Origin of the sequence: Streptomyces sp. NBC_00691 (assembly GCF_036226665.1) — a bacterium.
Lineage (GTDB): Bacteria > Actinomycetota > Actinomycetes > Streptomycetales > Streptomycetaceae > Streptomyces.
The window spans coordinates 7298650-7318739 of record NZ_CP109007.1; the positions used below are offsets into that span (position 1 = coordinate 7298650).

Here is a 20090-nt window from a genome sequence, read left to right on the forward strand (position 1 = left end):
CATCGCGCGTTCGGGACCGGCGGCCACGTACAGGCTTTCGACCCGGGCTCCTGCCCTGACCGGCTCTCTACCCGATCTTCTGGCGATGATCATCGGATGGAAACGGCCGTCAGTCGGTTCCATCGCCCGTGACCTGAACCGTCCAGATCGTCTTGCCTGAGGCTGTGTACCGGCTGCCCCACTGTTCGGTGAGCTGGTGCACGAGATACAACCCGCGTCCTCCCTCGTCCGTGAGACGGGCGTGCTTCAGGCGGGGCTTGGTTTGGCTTGGGTCGGACACCTCGCAGATCAACGCCGAGTCGTTGATCAGGCGTAGGCCCACCGGCCCGCCCGCATAGCGGATGGAGTTGGTCACCAGCTCACTGGCGACGAGCTCGGTCACGAAGGTCAGATCCTGCAGTCCCCAGGTCTCAAGGCTGCTCGTCACGGCGCGTCTGACCTTCGCGACGACTGAGGGATCTGCCGGGAACTGCCAGTGCACCGTGCTGCCCTCAGGCAGCACTCGCAGCCGGGCGGCCAGAGCCACACCGTCCGCCGCCACGCTTGTTACGGGCCGGCCGTCGAGCACCTTGCGCAGAGCACCGGCCGTCTCGGGATCGCCGGTGATCCGCTCGTCAGATGGGAGCGGTGCGGAGGGGGCGCCCGATCCGCCGGCAGAGAGAATCAAGAGGCTGCCCGGCTCTACGAGGAAGTCGACCGTCTCGAACGGTGCGCTCTCCCGCCCGAGAGGAGGTCCTGGCTCCAGGGGCACGGGAACGAGCTCGCCGGAAGGGGAGATCAGAGCAGGGGGACGGTGGCCGGCACTCGCCATTGAGCAGTGGCCCGTGACCGGGTCATAGGTCACGTAGAGACACGTGGCCCCCACTTCACCCGGCCCCTCCAACATCTGAGGGTCCACTTCACCGGCTTCTGTGGGACTCGGCAGACGCCGCACCAGGTCGTCCACATGCGTCAGCAGTTCATCGGGGGCGATATCGAGGTCGGACAGCGTCTGGATGGCAGTCCGTAGCCGTCCCGCGGCAGCGGCCGCGTGGACACCGCGGCCGGAAGTCCGTCCTGCGGCGAAGGCCACTCTTGCCGAGGAAAGCGGGATGGTGTCCACCCACGCGCCCGCGTCGGCATCTGCAGCCCTTGCATCCGACCGAAGGACGGCCGTGTCCGCCGCGCTGATTCTCTTCGTGCTCGACGGCAGAAGACTTCGCCGGAGCACCTCGGCGGCTCGACGCTCGGCAACATAGCGGCGGGCGTTGTCGATGCTGAGAGCCGTGCGGGAGACGATCTCGCGCGCCACGGTCTCGTCGAGGGAATCGAAGACGCCTCGCTCCGTAGACCGGCCCACCACGAGTCTGCCCAGCAACTGTCCGCGGGCTCGCAACTCCCACTCCATCGTCGCCCGGCCACCGGCCACGGGTGTAGCGGCAAGATGGTCAGCGCTCCCACGCCGAGCGATTCGCCGGCCCTTCGGCTTCTCAGGATCGACCCCAGGTTCTTCTCCCAGAAGCACGGCCTCGGCAAGGTCCACGGCCGCAGCATTAGCGAAAGCCGGCACCAAGACCTCGACCAGTTCCTGGGCGCACGTGACCGGATCCAGGTCGGAGCCGATTCGACGGGCTGCTTCCCCCGCGAGCAGCCGTCCTTCCCTCTCCCGGTATTCCACTGTGATGTCGGTGAAGGCCGCGACGACTCCGCAGGTCCCGCCATCCGGGCCCGCTAGGGGGATGGCCGACAGAGAGACGATGCGATCGACCAGCGGCTGATCCCGTCTGCGGGCCCGTTGCGGCTGCTCGACCAGTTCTTCCCCTGCCTCCATGACCTGCCGTAGCAGCTCTCTGATCGCGTGGGCGTCCTCAGCCACCAGCGTCTCCGTGAGCGGCTGCCCACCGGATGGCTCGATCATCGCCCCGTCGCCCGGTGCCTGGAAGTGGTGGTTGAGGCTGACCCTCGTGACGTGCAGATCGGCATCATGCACCGCAAGCCCGACTTTTGCCTGGGAGAACAGTGCTTGCAACAAGGAACCGTCCTGTTCCAGGCGCTCGACGTCCTTCTCGGGAATCAGCCGGAGGATCGCCGTAGTGGGTTCAGAACCGCGGAGCACCACCAGGCGACATCTCACCCACTCCGCCGTACCCCTGATGCGGGCCCGCCACAGATGCTCGGCGCTTCCTGCCCCCGGCATGCCCGGCCACGGATCCAGAAGATCTTGCAACCCGGCCGCTGGAACCCGTTCTGCGGATATGCCAAGGAGCTGTGTGGCTTCTTGGCTCAGCCCGAGGACCTCGTCGCCTTTCAGCAGAAGGAGCGCCTCACGGGCAAAGGGAATCCCCACGCCTCCATCACCAGCCTCGGTGGGCAGGGCCCCGGGTGCTGGGGCGCCCAACCTCTTCTCCAGTCTCGCATGTCGCACAGACCGTGCCACCCTCACGCATGGGCGGGGGCAAGGCGAACCACTCGGCCGCCAAGGCTGGCCACGGGTACCCTCTCGGACCTTGCGGTGGAGGCCTGGTACTCCTCTTTCCAGGAGGACAGTTCGGCCCGATCACCTTTCCGGCGGTACGGGATGACCAGGCCGGTGCCGCGGTAACCGGCGTCAGCGATCACGGTTGCCGAGCCAGCGGAACCTTCGCGCTTTGGCTCACCGAGCCCCCCTTTGAGCGCGACCGGATACTCGTCCTAGAGCGAGGTCGGTTTCCCACAGGGCCGGTAGTGCGTGGACGCACGTCATCCGGGTGCGCGGAGTGGTCTCCCGCATGCGTGACGATTCATCAGGAAAGTCAGCATTCGGTCAGCATGAGTCGCCGGGCGTTGCCGGAGAATTGCCTGAAAAGACGTTGCTGATGACGCAAAAGCGCAGGTGGGAGCCGTATCGCCTCGGTGGAGCGATGTTCTTCACAAACATCGTTCGGCGCACGCCGGTGTACAGTCGGCACCGCCCTTGACCTGCACAAAGCAGGCAGGGAGCTGTCTCAGAGGAGTCCCAAGTGCTGCGTACTCTGTTCAAGTCCAAGATCCACCGGGCCACCGTGACCCAGGCCGATCTGCACTACGTCGGTTCGGTCACCGTCGACGCCGATCTCATGGAGGCGGCCGACCTCCTGCCCGGTGAACTCGTGCACATCGTCGACATCGACAACGGCGCCCGGCTCGAGACCTATGTCATCGAGGGTGAGCGTGGTTCCGGCGTCATCGGGATCAACGGCGCCGCCGCCCACCTCGTCCACCCCGGCGACCTCGTGATCCTCATCAGTTACGCGCAGATCGAGAACGCCGAGGCCCGGACGTTCGTGCCGCGCGTCGTGCACGTCGACGGCGACAACCGCATCGTGGAGCTGGGGACCGACGCCTCCGCGCCCGTCCCCGGCAGCGACACCGTGCGCGGCCCGCACGCCGTGCCCGGACCCGCGGCCGCCTCCGTGACTGTGTAGCGTCGTCCCATGGCCGAGCTGCGGATGCGTGACGACCGGGCGAACGGACGCCTCGAAGCCTTCGAGGGCGGCACCTACGTCGGTGTCGTCGTCTACTTCGTGCTCACCGCCGAGCCCCACGCCCTCGTCGCCGTGCACACCGTCGTCGAGGACGGCCACGAGGGCAAGGGCGTCGCCGGAGCACTCGTGCGCGAGTTCTACGCGATCGCCGCACGCGCGGGCGTGCCCGTCGTGCCGCTCTGCCCGTACGCCGCCGTCTGGGCCGAGCGTCACCCCGACGAGGCGCCCGCAGCCCCGTCCGCCGTGGTCCGAGCGGCGAAGGACCAGCTGACGGCCACCCCGAGCCTGTGGTGACCACCGCCGGCACCCTGGCCCTGCTGCACACCTCACCGGTCCACGTCCCCGTCTTCGACGGGCTCCGCGACCGGCACCACCCCGGGCTCGTCCTGCGCCACCTCGTCGACGAGGAGCTGCTGGTGCGCGCCCGGGAGGAGGGGCCCGAGGCGGTCGCCGGGGCGGTGGCCGACGCGCTCGCGGCGGCCGTCGCGGACGGCGCCGCCGCCGTGCTCTGCACCTGTTCGACGATCGGGGGGATCGCCGAGCGGCAGGCCGGCGTCTTCGGCGTGCCCGTGCTCCGGGTGGACCGGCCGATGGCCGCCGAGGCCGCCCGGTACCGCCGGATCGTCGTGGTGGCCGCGCTGCGCTCCACCCTCGAACCCACGGTCGCCCTCATCGCCGAGGAGTCGGGACCGGAGGCCTCGCTCATCAGCACCGTCGTGGTGGAGGGGGCCTGGGAGCGATTCGAGGCGGGGGACCGGGACGGCTACCTCGACGCCGTGGCGGCGGCCGTGGACGGCGCGCCCCCGGTGGAGGACTGCGTCGTCGTCCTCGCGCAGGCGTCCATGGCCGACGCCGTCGGCCGGACGACCACCGCACTCCGGGTCCTGGCGAGTCCGCGCCTCGGGCTCGCCGCCGCGGCCGCCGCGGTCGCCGGTCCCCGCGGCGCGTCCCGCGACTGACCCGAAGGACGGGATCCGGCGGGCGCCGCGGCGCCCGCCGGGCCACCCTGGGAAGGGAGGAACCCGTCGACCGAGAGGTCCGTGATGACCCACCCGTACCCCGATCCCGTGCCCCCTTCGCCCATTCCGCCGCCGGTGCCGACGCCGCCGCCGGTCCCCCCGCCCAACCCGGTCCCGGTCCCCCCGGACCCGGGGCCGAGCCCGGCGCCGCAGCCCGGCGGACCCGTACCGGAACCCGAGCCTCAGCCCCAGCCGGGCCCCGCCGGCCACCGCCCGGCGTCAACGGGAAGGTGACATAAGGGCCTTGGGCTTCGGCGTTTCCCTTGTCACGGAGCGTGCGCCACCCCTAACTTGGACGGCTGTCGCTGTGTTCAAGGGGGGCCCATGGCCGTACGCGGACGTCACCGCCGCCACCAGCCGAGCCGGATCAACCGTGCCTCGCTGACCGTCACCGCTGGCGGCGCCGGAATGGCGCTGCCCTTCATCGGCGCGGGCACCGTCCAGGCCGCCTCGCTCGACGTCTGGGAGAAGGTCGCCGCCTGCGAGTCGACCTCCCACTGGCACATCAACACGGGCAACGGCTACTTCGGCGGTCTGCAGTTCAGCCAGTCCACCTGGGAGGCCTACGGAGGCACGCACTACGCGCCGCGTGCCGACCTGGCCTCCAAGGACCAGCAGATCGCCGTCGCCGAGCGGGTCCTGAAGGGCCAGGGACCCGGTGCCTGGCCGTCCTGCGGCCCCGGCGCGGGCCTCGCCCGGGGCGGGGACGGCCCGGCCGTCACCCCCGGAACGGCGACCACGAAGGCCTCCCGCGCCGGGAACGCGCCCAGCACCGCGTCCCTGCCCGGGCAGCGGGCGTTATCCGAGCGGCCGGCCAGGAACGTCGGCCCGACCTCCGTCCCCACCGTGCGCGAGATGTACACGGTGACGCCCGGCGACTCCCTGTCGAAGATCGCCCGCGACGAACGGGTCCAGGGCGGCTGGAAGCGCCTGTACGACGCGAACCGGCCCGTCGTCGGCGACGACCCGGACCTCATCCTTCCCGGCCAGCGCCTGACCCTGCGCATCGCCTCCCCGAAGAAGCCCCCGGCGAAGGCGGGATCGGCCGCGACGCCGCCGAAGCTCACGGGACCCGGCACCGCGCCCCGGACCGCGCCCGCCGTACCGCCCACCACGAAGCCGGCCGCCGGACCGACCACGAAGCCGGTCGCCCGGCAGCCCGCGGCGAAGCCGGTGACCAAGCCCGCGTCCAGGCCGGCCGTGAAGCAGGTGTCCCGGCCCGCCGCGAAGCCCGCCGCCAAGCCCGTGGCGAAGCAGACGTCCAAGCCCGCCGCCAAACCCGCGCCCAGGACGAAGCCCGCTCCCCGGCCCGCCACCAAGCCGCGCCCGCCCGCCACCACGGAGGACCGGTACTCCGCGCCCGTGGCCGCCGGCATCGGCACCCGCTACGGCAAGCCCGGATCCTCCTGGTCCAGCGGCTACCACACCGGCGTCGACTTCCCCGTGCCCACCGGCACCTCCGTCAAGGCCGTGGCCGGGGGGCGGATCGTCTCCGCCGGGTGGGGCGGCGCGTACGGCTACCAGATCGTGCTCCGCCACGACGACGGCCGCTACAGCCAGTACGCCCATCTCTCCGCGCTGGCCGTCCGCGAGGGCCAGCGGGTCACCGCCGGCCAGCGCATCGGCCGCTCAGGATCGACCGGCAACAGCTCGGGACCTCACCTGCACTTCGAGGTACGGACGGGTCCCGGGTACGGCTCCGACATCGACCCCCTGGCCTATCTCAGGGCTCGCGGGGTCTCCCTCTGACCCCGCTTGTGGTCCGGAGTCCGGCGCACGCCCCTGACCCGGCGCCGGCGGTGACGCGGACGGCCCCGTCATCCGGTCCAGCGTGAGCTGGACCAGGCCGCCCGCGGCCACCGCGCCGCTGATCAGCGCGGCGACAGTGCCCGCCGTGCCGTAACGGAAGCTCTCGCCGAACAGGGTCAGGCCCACGGCCGCGGCGACCACCGGGTTCACCACCGTGACGGTGGCCAGCGGGGCCGCGAGTCCCGCGCCCCGGTACGAGGCCTGGGACAGGAGCAGCCCGGTCACGGCGAGCGCCGAGAGCACGAGAAGCGCGGTCCACTCGGCGAGCGGGGCGTCGGCGGTCCACTCCTCCGCCACCGACTTCGTGAACACCGAGGCGATGCCGAAGGAGACACCCGCGGCGGCGGCGAGGACGACGCTGCGCAGCACCGACCTTCCGACCAGGTGCGCGGCCGCGAACAGCACGCCGACCACCCCGAAGGTGCAGCCCGCGAGCAGCCACCGGTCGCCGTCCGTCAGGGACCGCGCCTCGGCACCGCTCGTGAGGCTGAGCAGCCCGGCCAGACCCACGGTGGCCATCACGGCGCCCCGCCAGGCCCGCGATCCGGCCCTGCGGCCGACGAACAGCGCCGCCATGGGCAGCGCGAACACGATCGTCAGCGCACCCAGCGGCTGGACCAGGCTGAGCGGTCCGTACGCGAGCGCCGCGACGTGCAGGGTCGCGCCGACGCCGTTGAGCAGGACGGACCCCCACCAGGCCGGGCTGCGCAGCGGCGCGTAGCGCGGACCTGCGGCGGAGGCCGCGACCCGCTCCTGCACGATCGCCGCGGCCGCGTAGGCGACCGCCGAGACCAGGGCCAGGAGAACGGACAGCAGGAGGTGACTCATACCTTCCACGATCTCTCTTCCCGGCCGATCGCGTCGTCGTACCAGGGGACGTCTTCCCGGATACACCCTCCGCAGTACGTAGCCCCCACGTACGCCTGTGGATGTACACCCGCGCAGGTCAGAACGGGTGCAAAGCGACCTTTTCGAGCCGTGCCGCAGCGCCGCGCACAGCGGTTACGGTGGTCGGAATCCGTGCCCGGGGGACCTCGGCACGCGACCGGGACCGGAACGAGGGGGAACACGGGTGGATCTGGTGGAGAGCGCTTCGGTCGGCGGGTTCTTCGCCCTGCGCATCAGCGCGCCGGAGACCGGTGGAGCACACCGCCCGCTCGCGCGCCTGTACGCGGGCGACGACGGCCCCCTCCACGCGCGCGTGGACCGGGTCGCCGCCCGGCTCGGCGCCCCCGAGCGGCGCGTGGGGGCGTCCGTCGCCCACCTCGGGCTCGCCGCCCGGCTCTGGTCGACCGCCCTCGGGCCCGCCGCCCTGCACGGCCGTTTCCCCGCCCTCGACCCCGCGGAGCTGCACTGGGACGGGGCCCTCACCTCCCCCGACGACCTCTGGTGGGCCGGCTCCGAGACCCGCCCCGCGACCGTCGACGCGATCCGCGCGGCCGTCCAGGAGGCCCACCTCGTGCCGCTGCACGCCGCACTCCGCCGTGACGGGAACATCTCGCCACGCCTGCTCTGGGGCAACGCGGGCTCCGCCCTGGCCGGCGCGCTGCGCGAGCTGACCCGCTGGGCGCACGCCCGCGGCCGCCCGGAGGCCGCCGCACGGGCCGCAGCCCTGGTCTCCGGACTCCTCGACCATCCCGACCTCGCCGGTACGGTCCGCGGCCCCCGGCTGCGTCGCGCCAGCTGCTGCCTCTACTACCGCTGCCCCGGCGCGGGACTGTGCGGGGACTGTGTCTTCGACCACGCCCCCCGAACGGGTTTGGAGGCGCGGCCCCCCGCTCCGTAAAGTTGCGAAGGTTGCCGTCCCGCGAGCGTACGGACGGTGACAGCCCACGAACGGTGACGTACGAGCGAACGAGGAACCCGAAGGCCATGACGGTGACCGAAGAAAACCAGGACTACGGGCCGGGTATCGACCCCGATCGCCTGGCCGTCTGCCTCGGCGTCCTCGACGAGCTCGACAAGCTGGACGTCGACCACCCGGACGCCATCCGCGTCCGGCGCGCCACCGCCGGGATCTACCGGACCGTGAAGCAGCGCCGCCGCCAGGAGCGCCGGGCGTCCAAGACCGCCAACGACAAGGCGGTCACCGAGGCCACGGCCACCGGCTCCGCGCAGCGCATCGACGACGAGACCGAGGGGATCCTGCCCTCCTCCGTCACCGAGGAAGGCCGGATCGCCGGGATACTCCAGCGTCCGCGCTCCTGCTACGTCTGCAAGAGCCGGTTCGTCGAGGTCGACTACTTCTACCACCAGCTCTGCCAGAACTGCGCCGCCGAGAACCGGGCCAAGCGCGAGGCCCGTGCCGACCTCACCGGCAAGCGTGCCCTGCTCACCGGCGGCCGCGCGAAGATCGGCATGTACATCGCGCTGCGGCTGCTGCGCGACGGTGCCCACACCACCATCACCACCCGCTTCCCCAAGGACGCCATCCGCCGTTTCAAGGCGATGGAGGACTCGGCGGACTGGATGCACCGCCTCGAGGTCGTCGGCATCGACCTGCGCGACCCGGCCCAGGCCGTGGCGCTCGCCGACCAGATGACCGAGGCCGGGCCGCTGGACATCCTCATCAACAACGCCACGCAGACCGTGCGCCGGCTGCCGTCCGCCTACGCCGCCCTGGTCGAGGGCGAGAGCGCCGCGCTGCCGGCCGGCGAACTGCCCGCCCACCATGTGATCGGAGCCTTCAACTCCGGCGCGGTCGGCGAGCTCGTCGGATCGTCCGAGCTTCCCGCCGGCGTGCGCGACCTGGAGGCGCAGCAGGTCGCCGACCTCGCGCTCGTCGCGGGCAACGCCACCATCGCCAAGCACCTCGACGGCACCGCCATCGACGCGGGTGGTCTGGTGCCGGACGTCGTCGACTCCAACACCTGGGTGCAGAGCATCGAGCAGATCTCCCCGGTGGAGCTCCTCGAGACCCAGCTGTGCAACTACACGGCGCCGTTCATCCTGATCAGCAAGCTGCGTCCGGTGATGGCCGATGCGGCGAGGAAGGCCGCCAGCGGACGTTCGTACGTCGTGAACGTCTCCGCCATGGAGGGCGTCTTCAGCCGTGGCTACAAGGGCGCGGGGCACCCGAACACCAACGCCGCCAAGGCCGCGATGAACATGGTGACGCGGACCAGCGGCGAGGAGATGTTCAAGACCGACGGCATCCTCATGACCTCGGTCGACACCGGCTGGATCACCGACGAGCGTCCGCACTTCGACAAGCTGCGCCTCGCCGAGGCCGGCTTCCACGCCCCCCTCGACCTGGTCGACGGCGCGGCCCGCGTCTACGACCCGATCGTGCGCGGCGAGGACGGCGTGGACCTCTACGGCTGCTTCCTGAAGGACTACGCCCCCGCGAACTGGTAGAGACCGTCCGCGATCGGCCGCGCCAGCGGTTTCCGTCGCCCTGACAAGAGCGTCCCACCGGCCAGGTGGGGCGCTCTTTCGGCTTGGTTCACCCGATCGCGTCACACTTCCGAGCCCGGTAGAGCGCGGACGCGCTCATCTGGTTACTCTGATGCTCACGGTCGGCCACCGAGGAGACACACCATCCTCACGGCCTACCAGGGACAGGCCTTCCACCAAGGCCGCGGTCCCGCCCGACGAACGGCGCCACCGCGACCGACCGGCACTTGTCCTACAGGTACGTGACACGAAGGAGTGCGCGGTGACACCAGAACTGACGAAGCAGGAACCGCGACCGGCCGAACCCAAGGACCGGCCGCGCAGGAAGGGCGAGCTGGGGAGCCTCGACGTGTGGGCCCATGCGGCCCCGATCCGGCTCGCGGGCTACGAGGACGACCTCGCCGAGCCCCATATCCTGCCCGGTATCGACTGATCCCTCGCTCCACCCGCTGCCCCCGGCCGTCGTGCACGCGGCCGGGGGCAGCGGTATGTCCGGGCCGGCGCCACGTCGGGGGGTCAGTCCGGCCCCCGCGCGCCTTCCCGGAGCCGGGTGGGCGGCAGGTACTCGCGGACGAGCGTCCGGTGCCACCAGGCCCCGGTCGCCCGGAGTTCCCGCCGGCTCGTGTACCGGTACCGGTAGAGCCGGGCGCGGACGAAGGCCGGGGGCGCGTCGGGGAACGGGTTGTGGGCGAGCAGGCGCAGCGTGTCCCGGTCGCCGTCGAGCAGCCGCTCGACGAACGGCCCGAACCAGTCGCGCGCGTATCCCGGGCTGAGCGCCGCGAACCACATCAGCCAGTCGAGCCGCAGATGGTACGGCGCGAACTGGCGGGGCAGCCGGCGCGGGTCGCCGGGCTTGCCCTTGAAGCCGTACTCCCGCCACACCGTGCCCGCGTGCGGCACCGGGTCGGTGGTGCCCTCGACCACGATCTCGTCCCTGGTCCGGCCGACCGTGCCGAACGCCCCGTACGTGTTGACCAGGTGGTACGGATCGTACGAGCGGTTCATCGACTGGTTCCGGGAGAGCAGGTTGCGCACCGGACGGTAGCTCCGCGCCAGGACGAACGCGGTCACCGCGACGACCAGGACCACGTACCAGAGCGGCGGATCCGGCTGCGGGTGCTCGCCGGCGACGGGGGAGGCGTCCACGACGGACAGCGCGAGAACGATGGTGATCCAGTTCAGCCAGGCGAAGTTGCCGGAGAGCACCAGCCACAGCTGGGTCGCGATCATCAGCCCGGCCGCGACCGTGGCCACCGGCTGCGGGGTGAACAGCAGGAACGGTACGAAGAGCTGGACGACATGGTTGGCCGCCGCCTCCACCCGGTGCAGCGGGCGCGGCAGATGGTGGAAGAACCAGCTCAGCGGGCCGGGCATGGGCTGGGTCTCGTGGTGGTGGTACAGGCAGGTCAGGTCGCGCCAGCACGGGTCGCCGCGGATCTTGATCAGCCCGGCGCCGAACTCGACCCGGAAGAGCAGCCAGCGCAACAGGAGGAGCACGAGGACGGGCGGCCCGGTGTCGTCGTTGCCGAGGAAGACCGCCAGGAACCCGGTCTCCAGGAGCAACGACTCCCAGCCGAAGGCGTACCAGGTCTGGCCCACGTTCACGATCGACAGGTACAGCGCCCAGAGGACCAGCCACAGCAGCATCGACACCGGCAGCGGCACCGCGTCCCCGGCGCCCGCGAGCAGCGCGAGGGCGAGCGCGGCGCCGGACCAGGCGACGGCCGCGAAGAGGCGGTCGGAGTAGCGCCAGTGGAAGAGCGACGGCGTGTGCCGCGGCCGGGTCCCGCGCACGTACTCCGGTACGGGGAGCATGCCGCGCTCCCCGATCAGCGCCCGGAACTGCAGGGCAGCCGACAGGAACGCCACGCAGTACAGCCCGGCGAGGCCCCGCTGGAAGACGATCCGGCTCAGCCAGTGGTCGGGCGCGGTGAACCACTCCATCGGTTCCAGTATCGGCCCGGGATCACGTCCTGACGAGGCGCCGCAGGGTCCGCCCCAGGTGACGCGCGTACGCCCGCTGCAAGAGGGGGACCACGGGGCCGCCGAGCCGGGTGTACCAGGCGGCGGGGCGGCTGAACGCGGTGACCGCGAACAGGACCCTGCCGTCCGGCTCCAGATGGACCATGAAGGACTCCTCGCCGGACTCCGGATGCCCGGTGAGGGTCCCGTAGGCGAAGCCGACGCGCTTCTCCTCGTACGCCGTCCAGACCACCGAGCAGGGAGCGCCGAGCCGGAGCGGGCCCACGCCCACCGAGATCCCGACGCGCACGCCGGGCGCGGCGCGGTCGGCGTCGGCGACGACGCGCGCCCCGGTGGCGCGGTGCATGCGCCAGGTGGTCACGGCGGCTCCGGCGGCCTCGAAGGCGGCCCGGCCGTGGCCGACGACCTCGCTGTGCCGCAGGTGGTGGTAGTCCTCGGGGAGCGCGGCCGGGGTGCGGGTGGCGCCGATCTCGCGGTAGCTGAGGGCCGGGTGGGGGCGGTCGGACCGGGACAGGCTGTTCAGGAGGCGGGTCATGCCGGAAGCTCCGTTCGCGGGCGAGCCGTGGGTTCGGGGGTGTCGACGGGATCGGTGGTGGCGGAGGCGGGATCGCTGGTGGCGACGGGAGCCGTGGGGTGCGTGGGCGTCGTGGCGGGTACCGGTGTCGGGCGGTCCGCGCGGAGGCGGCGGTGGGCGAGCAGGGCGCAGACCGCGAAGCCCAGGGCGTTGCCGAGGCCGTGGGTCGCGGCCGTCCAGGTGAGATCGAGGTGCGGAAGGCCGGTCGCCTCGCCCAGCGCCCAGCTCAGCGCGAGCAGCATGGTGACGAAGAGGACCAGGGCCGAGACGGCGAGGAGTCCCCGGGTGAGGCGGTCGGCCGTCAGTGCGCGGCGCTCGCGCAGGGTCAGGACCGCGACCGCCGTCATGCCGGCCGTCAGGACGGCGGCGCCGAGCAGCTCGGCCCAGTCGTCGACGAAGTAGCCGAGCAGGACGAGGAGGGTGCCCGCGGGGACGCTGAGCGCGGCGAACCGGGCGGCGGGGCCGTCGCAGGCGCGGCAGAGGAGACCGGCGACGAGGGCGGCGGCGAAGCCCGCGAAGTGGAAGTGCGGGACGGTCAGCGCCAGGATGTCCAGGTCGAAGCCGAAGAGCGGGTACGAGGCCCGTTCCGCGACCAGCGCGAGGCCGGCGACGGAGGGCGCGACCAGGGCGGTGGCGACGGCGACCTCGACCGGCTCCAGGGAGCGGGTCAGAAACAGCCGGGCCGGGGCCTGGAGCGCGAGGGCCAGTGTGGTGAGGGCGTAGACGGCGGCGAGCGCGGTCGAGAGCCCGGAGCGGGGCAGCCACAGCGCGAGCGCGCCGGGAGCGGCGAACAGCGGCCAGGCGCGCCGGAGGAGATCCCAGCCCGGCGGCCGGGGGCCGTCGAGGAGCGCGAGCCCCGTCGGGATCACCCAGAACATGCCGATCGTGACGACCGTGCCCACCAGGACCGACAGTGCGGTCATCGCGCATCCCCTCGACTTGAACGTGTTCAACTGGCAAGTCCGAGCGTAGGGCCTTTCTTGAACGCGTTCAAGTGCGTGGGCGGACACGGTCGGCGGCCCTCCGCTTGCGGGGCCCCGCGCACTGCGACAGACATGAAGGACTGGCCGGAACCGGGCGCCGTGGCCCGTGGAGAGAAAGCGGGAGAATCAGGTGCGCTCACCCCTCTGCCGGACGCGGCGAACCCCCGCCGCTCCCGGCGCGACCCACCCGACCGCTCCCGGCCCGACCGCTCCCGGCCCGACGGCTTCCCGCGCGACCCCGGCGGCGGAACCCCGGGCGCCGCACCCCGGACCTCCCCGCGCGACCCCCCGCGCCGCCCTGGTCCGTTCCGCGCTCGCGGCGCTCACGGCCTCGCTCCTCCTCGCGGGGTGCACCTCCGTCTGGGAGGGATCCCGGGGCGGCGCCCAGCCCGCCGCGGCCGGCCCGACCCAGGACATCCTGCTCCAGCCGCTCGCCGCCCAGGGCCCCGATCCCTTCACCGAGTCGTCGGCCCGGGCCACCGGGCGGCTGTCCTCCCCGGTCCGCGGCCCGGACACCGGCGCCGAGCAGGTCCGGGAGGTCACCGGCTCCACCCCCGGCCTCTACGGCGGCACCCGCGCGGAGGGCAGCTGCGACGTCGAACGGCAGGTCTCGTTCGTCACCGCCGACGCGGACAGGACCCGGGCCTTCGCCGATGCCGCCGGAATCCCCGAGGCCAACGTTCCCGACTGGCTCCGCGAGCTGACCCCCGTCGTCCTGCGCTCGGACACCCGGGTCACCAGCCACGGCTACCGCGAGGGCAAGGCCAACGCCTTCCAGTCCGTCCTCCAGACCGGTACGGCGGTCCTGGTCGACCAGTACGGATCCCCGCGCGTCCGCTGTGCCTGCGGCAACCCGCTCCGCACCCCGTCCGCGGTCCGCGACGGCATCCACCAGGGCGAGCCCTGGGACGGCTTCGACCCCGACCGCGTCATCGTCGTCCGGCCGACCACCACCGTCGTCACCAGCCTGGTCATCGTCAACAACGCCGACCGCAGCTGGATCGAACGGGCCACCGGCAGCGACGGCGCCGAGGACCGCAGGCCCGCCGTGGAACCCGCCTGCGACCCGGACGCCTGTGCCCTCGCCGACGGGGCGCCCGACCCGACCGGGCCCGACGGCGCCACCCCCGACCCGAGCGCCCCCGACCGCCGTACGTCCCCCGACCCGGCCTCCCCGCCCGCGCCCGTCCCCCCGGCCCCGGAGAACCCGCTGCCCGACGCCTCCGGGACCGGCGGCACCGGCACCGACCCGGGCCCGGTCGACCCCTACCAGGACCCGCGCCTCGACCCCCGCACGCAGCCGGACCCCGCCGACCCGTACGCGGAGCCCCCGGGCGAGCAGCCCGTCCCGGACGGCGAACTGCCGCCGGAGGAGCTCTTTCCCGTCGAACCGGTCCCGGACCAGCCCGAGACCTTCGAGGGATGAAACGGATCTTCATGGTGCGCACGGGCGGGGCTGCGCCTAGCGTGGCCCCATGAACGCGGGCAACGGGGGCGGGGATGCGGTCGAGCGGCTCAGCCGCGTCCTGGAGGGGGACGGCGCCGGGACGGCACGGATCCTGGCCGCGTTCGGTACGGCGTTCCGGATGGGCGGTTTCGACTGGGATCTCGCCGCCGGCACGATGATCATGGACGACGCCGCTCTCGACGTCTTCGACTTCGACCGCGGGGAGTACGACGACCGCCCCGAGTCGCTCGGCTCGCGGGTCCTGCCCGACGAGGCCCGCCGTCTCGACACCCTGGTCGCGCAGGCCCTCAAGGACGGCAGCGCCGAGTACGGCGCGTACTTCCGCATCCGTCGCCGCGACGGCCGTCAGCAGTGGACCCACACCCAGGGAATCGTCCACCGCGACGGAACCGGCCGCCCGGTCCGTATCGTCGGCGTCATCCGGGACGCCACCCATGAACTCACCGAGTCCGCCGCCCGGCTCGGCCTCGACGAGGGCCGGCGGCGGCGCGCCGGGGTCGTCGAGGGCACCACGGCCGCCCTCGCCTACGCGCGGACCGTGCAGGACGTCATCGACCTGCTCAACGACTCCCACGCGCTGGAACACTTCGGCGCCGCGAGCCTCGTGATGGGCCTCCTCGACGCCGGCCGCATCCATCTGGTCGCCGAGGGACCCGCCGGCGCCTTCGTGCCGGGCACCCGGTTCACCCGGGTGGACGAGCCGTACCCGATGAGCGAGGTGATCCGCACCCTGCGGCCTCGGTTCATCGAGTCGCCCCGGGACTTCGCCGCATCCTTCCCGGTGCTCTGGCCGCACATCAGCGGACTCGGCATCACCGCCGCCGTCTATCTGCCGCTCATCGCCCAGGCCCGGCCCATCGGTGCGCTCGGGCTCCTCTACAGCGACAAGACGGGCTTCAGCGAGGACGAGCGGACGCTGCTCGTCGCCCTCGGCAGCAGCATCGCCCAGAGCCTCCAGCGGGCCATGCTGTACGAGCAGGAGCACGACCTCGCCGAGGGGCTCCAGCAGGCGATGCTGCCCCGCCGGATCCCCGACGTGCCGGGTGCCCAGACGGCCGTCCGCTACCGCTCGGCCCGCCTCGGCCGGGACATCGGCGGCGACTGGTACGACATCATCCCGCTCCCCGGCGGGCGGGTCGGCGCCGTCATCGGGGACGTACAGGGCCATGACACCCACGCGGCGGCCGTCATGGGCCAGCTGCGGATCGTCCTGCGCGCCTACGCCGCGGAGGGGCACACCCCGGCCACGGTGATGGCCCGCGCCTCCGTCTTCCTGCACGAACTCGACACCGAACGCTTCGCCACCTGCACCTACGCGGAGGCCGACCTCGGCACGGGCGTCGTCCAGGTGGTGCGGGCCGGCCACGTCGATCCGCTGATCCGGGAGACCGACGGGAGCTGCCGCAGGATCCCCGTGGAAGGCGGACTGCCGCTCGGGCTCTCCGCCGAGTTCGGCCGGCTCGACTATCCGGTGACCACGCTGGAACTGGACCCCGGACAGACCCTGATGCTCTACACCGACGGTCTGGTGGAGAAGCCCGGCTCCGACCTCGACGAAGGCCTCCAGTGGCTCTCCGCCCTCGTCCGGCGCGGGCCCGCCGACCTCCAGGAGCTCGCCGACCACCTGTGCGATGTGGTCGCCGACCGGGGTGGTGAGGACGACGTCGCGATTCTGCTCCTGCGCCGCCACGCCGCGACCGCCGGCCACGGGGCGGGCCGGTTCCAGCAGCACGTGGCACAGAACGACCCCGAGGCGCTGAGTTCGGCCCGGCACATGATCAGGGCCGCCGTCCGGGCCTGGGGCGCCGAGGAGCGGGCCGACGAGATCGAACTGGTCGCCGACGAGCTGATGACCAACGCGCTGATGCACACCGACGGAGGGGCCATCGTGACCCTGAGGACGCTCGGCGGGGCCGAACGGCGGCTCCGGGTGGAGGTCGAGGACCGCTCCAGCGCACTGCCCCGGCGCCGCGAGGCGGGGGAGGCGGGCGTCTCCGGGCGCGGACTGCTGCTCGTCGACCAGATCTCCGACGTCTGGGGCGTGGAGTCGCGGGGGAGCGGCAAGTGCGTGTGGTGCGAATTCACCGTGCGGAACTGAGCCCGTCACAGAGAGGTGCGACGGTTGACAGACGAGGGCGACTGTTGACAGAGCGTGCATTGATCGTACTTGACCGTAACTGTCGGTGCGCGATTGACTTCGTGCTTCCGGCGCTCCGCGCAGCACGTACGTGAGGACACTTGTGAGCAGCGAGCTACTGGCACCGCTGGACCTGGCCTTCTGGCACCTGGAATCGACCGCGCACCCCCTGCACCTCGGGGCGCTCGCGCATTTCGGCCCCGCCCCCACCGGCAGCGGCCAGGAGCCGCCGGACGTCCTCGGCCTGCTCGCCCGCCGCGCCGCCGCCGTCCCCCGGCTCCGGATGCGGGTCCGTGACGTCCTGCTCCCCGTGGGCGGCGCCGCGTGGAGCACCGACCCGGACTTCGACGTACACCGGCACGTCCACGAGGTCGCCCTCCCCGGCGCCGACTTCCCCGCCGAGGCCGCCCGGCTCGCCGCAGAACTGATGGAACGGCCCGTCGCCCGCGGACTGCCGCCTTGGGAGATGTACCTCCTCAGCGGCGCGCCCGACGGTTCCTTCGCCGTCCTCGTGAAGCTCCACCACGCCCTGGCCGACGGCATGCGTGCCGTCGCCATCGGCGCCGGGATCTTCGACGAGATCGCCGCGGGCCGCCGCACCGCCGGCCGCGCCCGGCCGGTGCCCCCACGCTCCTGGCTCCCCGGGCCCGGACGACTCCTCGGCATGGCCCGCGACCGGCTCGGCGACCTCGGCCGGGCCGTCGAGGTCGGCGCCTCCGTCGTCCGCGCCAGCCGCCTCGACGGACGGCCCACCGCCGCCCTCGCCGCCGAGTCCAGCGGCACCCGCCGGATCGCCACCGTCTCGCTGCCCCTGGAACGAGTCCACCGGATCCGCCGCACCACCGGCGGCACGGCCAACGACGTCCTCCTCGCCCTCGTCGCCGGGGCCCTCCGCCGCTGGTTCGACGGGCGCGGACTGCCCCTCACCGGAGCCGACCCCCGGGCGCTCGTCCCCGTCTCCCGGCGCCGTCCCGGCACCCCGCCCGGCCCCGGCAACAGCCTCTCCGGCTACCTCCTCGACCTCCCCGTCAACGAGGCCGACCCGGCGGCCAGGCTCGCCGCGGTCCGCAGCTCCATGGACCGCAACAAGGCCGCGGGCCCCCTCAGGGGCGCCGGGGCCGTCGCCCTCCTCGCCGACCAGCTCCCGCCGCTCGCCCACCGCTTCGGCGCCCCCTTCGCCTCCGGCGCCGCCCGGCTGCTCTTCGACCTCCTGGTCACCCAGGTGCCGCTGCCCCGCTCCGCGCTCTCCCTCGGCGGGGCGCCGCTGCGCGCGCTCTTCCCCATGGCACCGCTGGCCCGCGGACAGTCGCTCGCCGTCGCCATGTCCCCCTACGGCGGGCAGGTCCACATCGGCCTCGTCGCCGACGGCGAGGCCGTCCCCGACCTCGACGGCCTCGCCGACGCCCTCACGGCCGAACTCGACCTCCTGGACCCACCGGACACCCCCTAGGGGGTGTCGTGCCGGGCCTGGGGCGGACCTTCGGGCCGGGCTCGGGCCGGAGGCGTCCGGCGAGCGGCCCCGTGACCCGTGCGGCAGGGTGGAACCATGCCCGAACTCCCCGAGGTGGAAGCGCTCCGCGCGTTCCTCGCCACACACCTGGTGGGCAAGGAGATCGCCCGCGTGCTGCCCGTCGCCGTCAGCGTCCTCAAGACGTACGAACCGCCCCTGAGCGCCGTCGAGGGCGCCCAGGTCACCGCGGTCGGACGGCGCGGGAAGTTCCTGGACCTCACCACCGCGGGACCCGCCGGCGAACTGCGCCTCCTGTTCCATCTCGCCCGCGCGGGCTGGCTCCGCTGGCAAGACCCGCTGCCCTCGGGACCGCCCAAGCCCGGCAAGGGCCCGCTGGCGTTGCGGACCGCGCTCACCGGCGGCGACGGCTTCGACCTCACCGAGGCGGGCACCACCAAACGCCTCGCCGTGTACGTGGTGCGCGACCCGCGGGAGGTGCCGGGTGTCGCGCGGCTCGGACCCGACCCGCTCGCCGAGGACTTCGGCCCCGAGGAGTTCGCCGCGCTGCTCGCCGGCGAACGGCGTCAGATCAAGGGAGCCCTGCGCGACCAGAGCCTCATCGCAGGCATCGGCAACGCCTACAGCGACGAGATCCTCCACGCGGCGAAGACGTCCCCCTTCAAACCCACCCAGAACCTGACCCCGGACGAGATCGCCGCCCTCTACACGGCGATGCGGACCACCCTCCACGAGGCCGTCGAACGCTCCCACGGCCTCGCCGCCGGCAAGCTCAAGGCCGAGAAGAAGAGCGGCCTGCGCGTCCACGGCCGCACCGGCGAACCCTGCCCCGTGTGCGGGGACACCATCCGCGAGGTCTCCTTCAGCGACTCCTCCCTCCAGTACTGCCCCACCTGCCAGACCGGCGGCAGACCGCTCGCCGACCGCCGTCTGTCCAGGCTCCTCAAGTAGCCGACGCCACGGAGGCCCCCGTGGCCGCCGGTTACACTCCGCCGCATGCTGCGCGTACTGGCCGTCGACGACGAGGAACCCGCCCTCGGGGAGCTGCTCTACCTGCTGCGCGCCGATCCCCGGGTGCGCTCCGCCGAGGGCGCGGGTGACGCCACCGCCGCCCTGCGCAGGATCGGGCGCGCGCTGGAGACCGGGCCCGACGGCGACGACGCCGTCGACGTCGTCTTCCTCGACATCCACATGCCCGGCCTCACCGGCCTCGACGTGGCCCGGCTGCTCGCCGGCTTCGCCCGCCCTCCGCTCGTCGTCTTCGTCACCGCCCACGAGGGCTTCGCGCTCCAGGCCTTCGACCTGAAGGCGGTCGACTACGTGCTCAAGCCGGTCCGCCGCGAGCGCCTCGCCGAGGCCGTCCGCCGCGTCCACGACCTCGTGCACGCCACCGCCGCCCCGGCCCCCGCGGGGCCCTCCGCACCCGCCGCGCCCGAGCAGATCCCGGTCGAGCTCGGCGGCATCACGCGGTTCGTCCCCGTCGACGACATCGTGTACGTCGAGGCCCACGGCGACTACGCCCGCCTGCACACCGACCACGGCAGCCACCTCGTCCGCATCCCGCTCTCCACCCTCGAAGAGCGATGGGCGGCGCGGGGCTTCGTCCGCATCCACCGCAGCCACCTCGTGGCGCTCGCCCGGATCGACGAGCTCCGCCTCGACGGCGGCGCCACCTCCGTACGGGTCGGCGACACCGACCTGGCGGTCAGCCGGCGGCACGCCCGGCCCCTCCGCGACCTGCTGATGCGCCGCGCCGCCGGCTGAGCCCATC

At 72.9% G+C, this 20090-nt stretch carries 17 protein-coding genes; 12 read left to right on the forward strand and 5 right to left on the reverse strand.

What is annotated here, in order from left to right:
* Positions 1-109 precede the first annotated feature (109 nt).
* Complete coding sequence (locus tag OG392_RS32800; RefSeq protein WP_329285516.1) at positions 110-2326, reverse strand: SpoIIE family protein phosphatase; 2217 nt, start codon at positions 2324-2326, stop codon at positions 110-112.
* A 652-nt stretch (positions 2327-2978) separates the two neighbouring features.
* Between OG392_RS32800 and panD the strand changes: the two genes are divergently transcribed.
* The 4 genes from panD to OG392_RS32825 all read left to right on the forward strand — a co-directional run bounded on the left by panD (position 2979) and on the right by OG392_RS32825 (position 6250).
* Positions 2979-3422 carry an aspartate 1-decarboxylase gene (panD, locus tag OG392_RS32810; RefSeq protein ID WP_329285518.1) on the forward strand — a complete coding sequence of 148 codons (444 nt, stop codon included), beginning with the start codon at positions 2979-2981 and terminating at the stop codon, positions 3420-3422.
* Between the two features lie 9 nt (positions 3423-3431).
* Entirely contained in the window at positions 3432-3776 is a 345-nt protein-coding gene (locus OG392_RS32815; RefSeq protein ID WP_329285520.1) for a GNAT family N-acetyltransferase, read from the forward strand.
* Positions 3770-4441, forward strand: a complete 672-nt coding sequence (locus OG392_RS32820; RefSeq protein WP_329285521.1) for an arylsulfatase — start codon at positions 3770-3772, stop codon at positions 4439-4441. Before OG392_RS32815 ends, OG392_RS32820 begins: the two co-directional genes overlap by 7 nt.
* A 384-nt stretch (positions 4442-4825) precedes the next feature.
* A complete protein-coding gene (locus OG392_RS32825) occupies positions 4826-6250 on the forward strand; it encodes a transglycosylase family protein (RefSeq protein WP_329285524.1) in 1425 nt (474 codons plus the stop codon).
* Here the strand turns inward: OG392_RS32825 and OG392_RS32830 are convergent.
* Positions 6131-7138 carry a DMT family transporter gene (locus OG392_RS32830; protein WP_329285525.1) on the reverse strand — a complete coding sequence of 336 codons (1008 nt, stop codon included), beginning with the start codon at positions 7136-7138 and terminating at the stop codon, positions 6131-6133. The genes OG392_RS32825 and OG392_RS32830 overlap by 120 nt on opposite strands.
* Positions 7139-7382: 244 nt before the next feature.
* Between OG392_RS32830 and OG392_RS32835 the strand changes: the two genes are divergently transcribed.
* From OG392_RS32835 to OG392_RS32845, 3 genes are all read left to right on the forward strand, one after another.
* The gene (locus tag OG392_RS32835; RefSeq protein ID WP_329285527.1) at positions 7383-8096 is read left to right on the forward strand and encodes a (2Fe-2S)-binding protein; all 714 of its coding nucleotides are present in this window, start codon (positions 7383-7385) and stop codon (positions 8094-8096) included.
* A gap of 86 nt (positions 8097-8182) precedes the next feature.
* Positions 8183-9667, forward strand: a complete 1485-nt coding sequence (locus OG392_RS32840) for an SDR family NAD(P)-dependent oxidoreductase (RefSeq protein WP_329285529.1) — start codon at positions 8183-8185, stop codon at positions 9665-9667.
* A gap of 301 nt (positions 9668-9968) precedes the next feature.
* Positions 9969-10139: a hypothetical protein gene (locus tag OG392_RS32845; RefSeq protein WP_329285531.1), complete on the forward strand. Its 171-nt coding sequence runs from the start codon at positions 9969-9971 to the stop codon at positions 10137-10139.
* 83 nt (positions 10140-10222) lie between these two features.
* On the opposite strand, the gene OG392_RS32850 is transcribed toward OG392_RS32845, so the two are convergent.
* From OG392_RS32850 to OG392_RS32860, 3 genes are read right to left on the reverse strand one after another with little or no spacing between them, the layout of a single operon-like run.
* Entirely contained in the window at positions 10223-11650 is a 1428-nt protein-coding gene (locus OG392_RS32850) for a lipase maturation factor family protein (RefSeq protein WP_329285532.1), read from the reverse strand.
* A gap of 22 nt (positions 11651-11672) precedes the next feature.
* Complete coding sequence (locus tag OG392_RS32855; RefSeq protein ID WP_329285534.1) at positions 11673-12224, reverse strand: DUF1990 family protein; 552 nt, start codon at positions 12222-12224, stop codon at positions 11673-11675.
* Entirely contained in the window at positions 12221-13177 is a 957-nt protein-coding gene (locus OG392_RS32860) for a YndJ family protein (RefSeq protein WP_329287599.1), read from the reverse strand. Before OG392_RS32860 ends, OG392_RS32855 begins: the two co-directional genes overlap by 4 nt.
* Positions 13178-13376: 199 nt before the next feature.
* On the opposite strand from OG392_RS32860, the gene OG392_RS32865 reads away from it, so the two are divergent.
* The 5 genes from OG392_RS32865 to OG392_RS32885 all read left to right on the forward strand — a co-directional run bounded on the left by OG392_RS32865 (position 13377) and on the right by OG392_RS32885 (position 20083).
* Positions 13377-14672, forward strand: a complete 1296-nt coding sequence (locus tag OG392_RS32865; RefSeq protein ID WP_329285536.1) for a DUF6777 domain-containing protein — start codon at positions 13377-13379, stop codon at positions 14670-14672.
* Positions 14673-14721: 49 nt separating this feature from the next.
* Positions 14722-16812, forward strand: coding sequence for a SpoIIE family protein phosphatase (locus tag OG392_RS32870; protein WP_443054969.1), 2091 nt, complete (start codon positions 14722-14724; stop codon positions 16810-16812).
* Between the two features lie 142 nt (positions 16813-16954).
* On the forward strand, positions 16955-18301 hold the full coding sequence (locus OG392_RS32875; protein ID WP_329285538.1) for a wax ester/triacylglycerol synthase family O-acyltransferase: 1347 nt from the start codon (positions 16955-16957) through the stop codon (positions 18299-18301).
* Positions 18302-18397: 96 nt separating this feature from the next.
* Positions 18398-19270 (forward strand): Fpg/Nei family DNA glycosylase, encoded by an 873-nt coding sequence (locus OG392_RS32880; protein WP_329285540.1) that lies wholly within the window; start codon positions 18398-18400, stop codon positions 19268-19270.
* A 45-nt stretch (positions 19271-19315) separates the two neighbouring features.
* Entirely contained in the window at positions 19316-20083 is a 768-nt protein-coding gene (locus tag OG392_RS32885; RefSeq protein WP_329285542.1) for a LytR/AlgR family response regulator transcription factor, read from the forward strand.
* Positions 20084-20090: the final 7 nt, after the last annotated feature.

Bases quoted from the DNA above. Each gene is read 5' to 3' on its own strand.
- OG392_RS32815 (WP_329285520.1), top strand. From the start codon at position 3,432: ATGGCCGAGCTGCGGATGCGTGACGACCGGGCGAACGGACGCCTCGAA.
- OG392_RS32825 (WP_329285524.1), top strand. From the start codon at position 4,826: ATGGCCGTACGCGGACGTCACCGCCGCCACCAGCCGAGCCGGATCAAC.
- OG392_RS32830 (WP_329285525.1), bottom strand. From the start codon at position 7,138: ATGAGTCACCTCCTGCTGTCCGTTCTCCTGGCCCTGGTCTCGGCGGTC.
- OG392_RS32840 (WP_329285529.1), top strand. From the start codon at position 8,183: ATGACGGTGACCGAAGAAAACCAGGACTACGGGCCGGGTATCGACCCC.
- OG392_RS32850 (WP_329285532.1), bottom strand. From the start codon at position 11,650: ATGGAGTGGTTCACCGCGCCCGACCACTGGCTGAGCCGGATCGTCTTC.
- OG392_RS32855 (WP_329285534.1), bottom strand. From the start codon at position 12,224: ATGACCCGCCTCCTGAACAGCCTGTCCCGGTCCGACCGCCCCCACCCG.
- OG392_RS32870 (WP_443054969.1), top strand. From the start codon at position 14,722: ATGAACGCGGGCAACGGGGGCGGGGATGCGGTCGAGCGGCTCAGCCGC.
- OG392_RS32880 (WP_329285540.1), top strand. From the start codon at position 18,398: ATGCCCGAACTCCCCGAGGTGGAAGCGCTCCGCGCGTTCCTCGCCACA.
- OG392_RS32885 (WP_329285542.1), top strand. From the start codon at position 19,316: ATGCTGCGCGTACTGGCCGTCGACGACGAGGAACCCGCCCTCGGGGAG.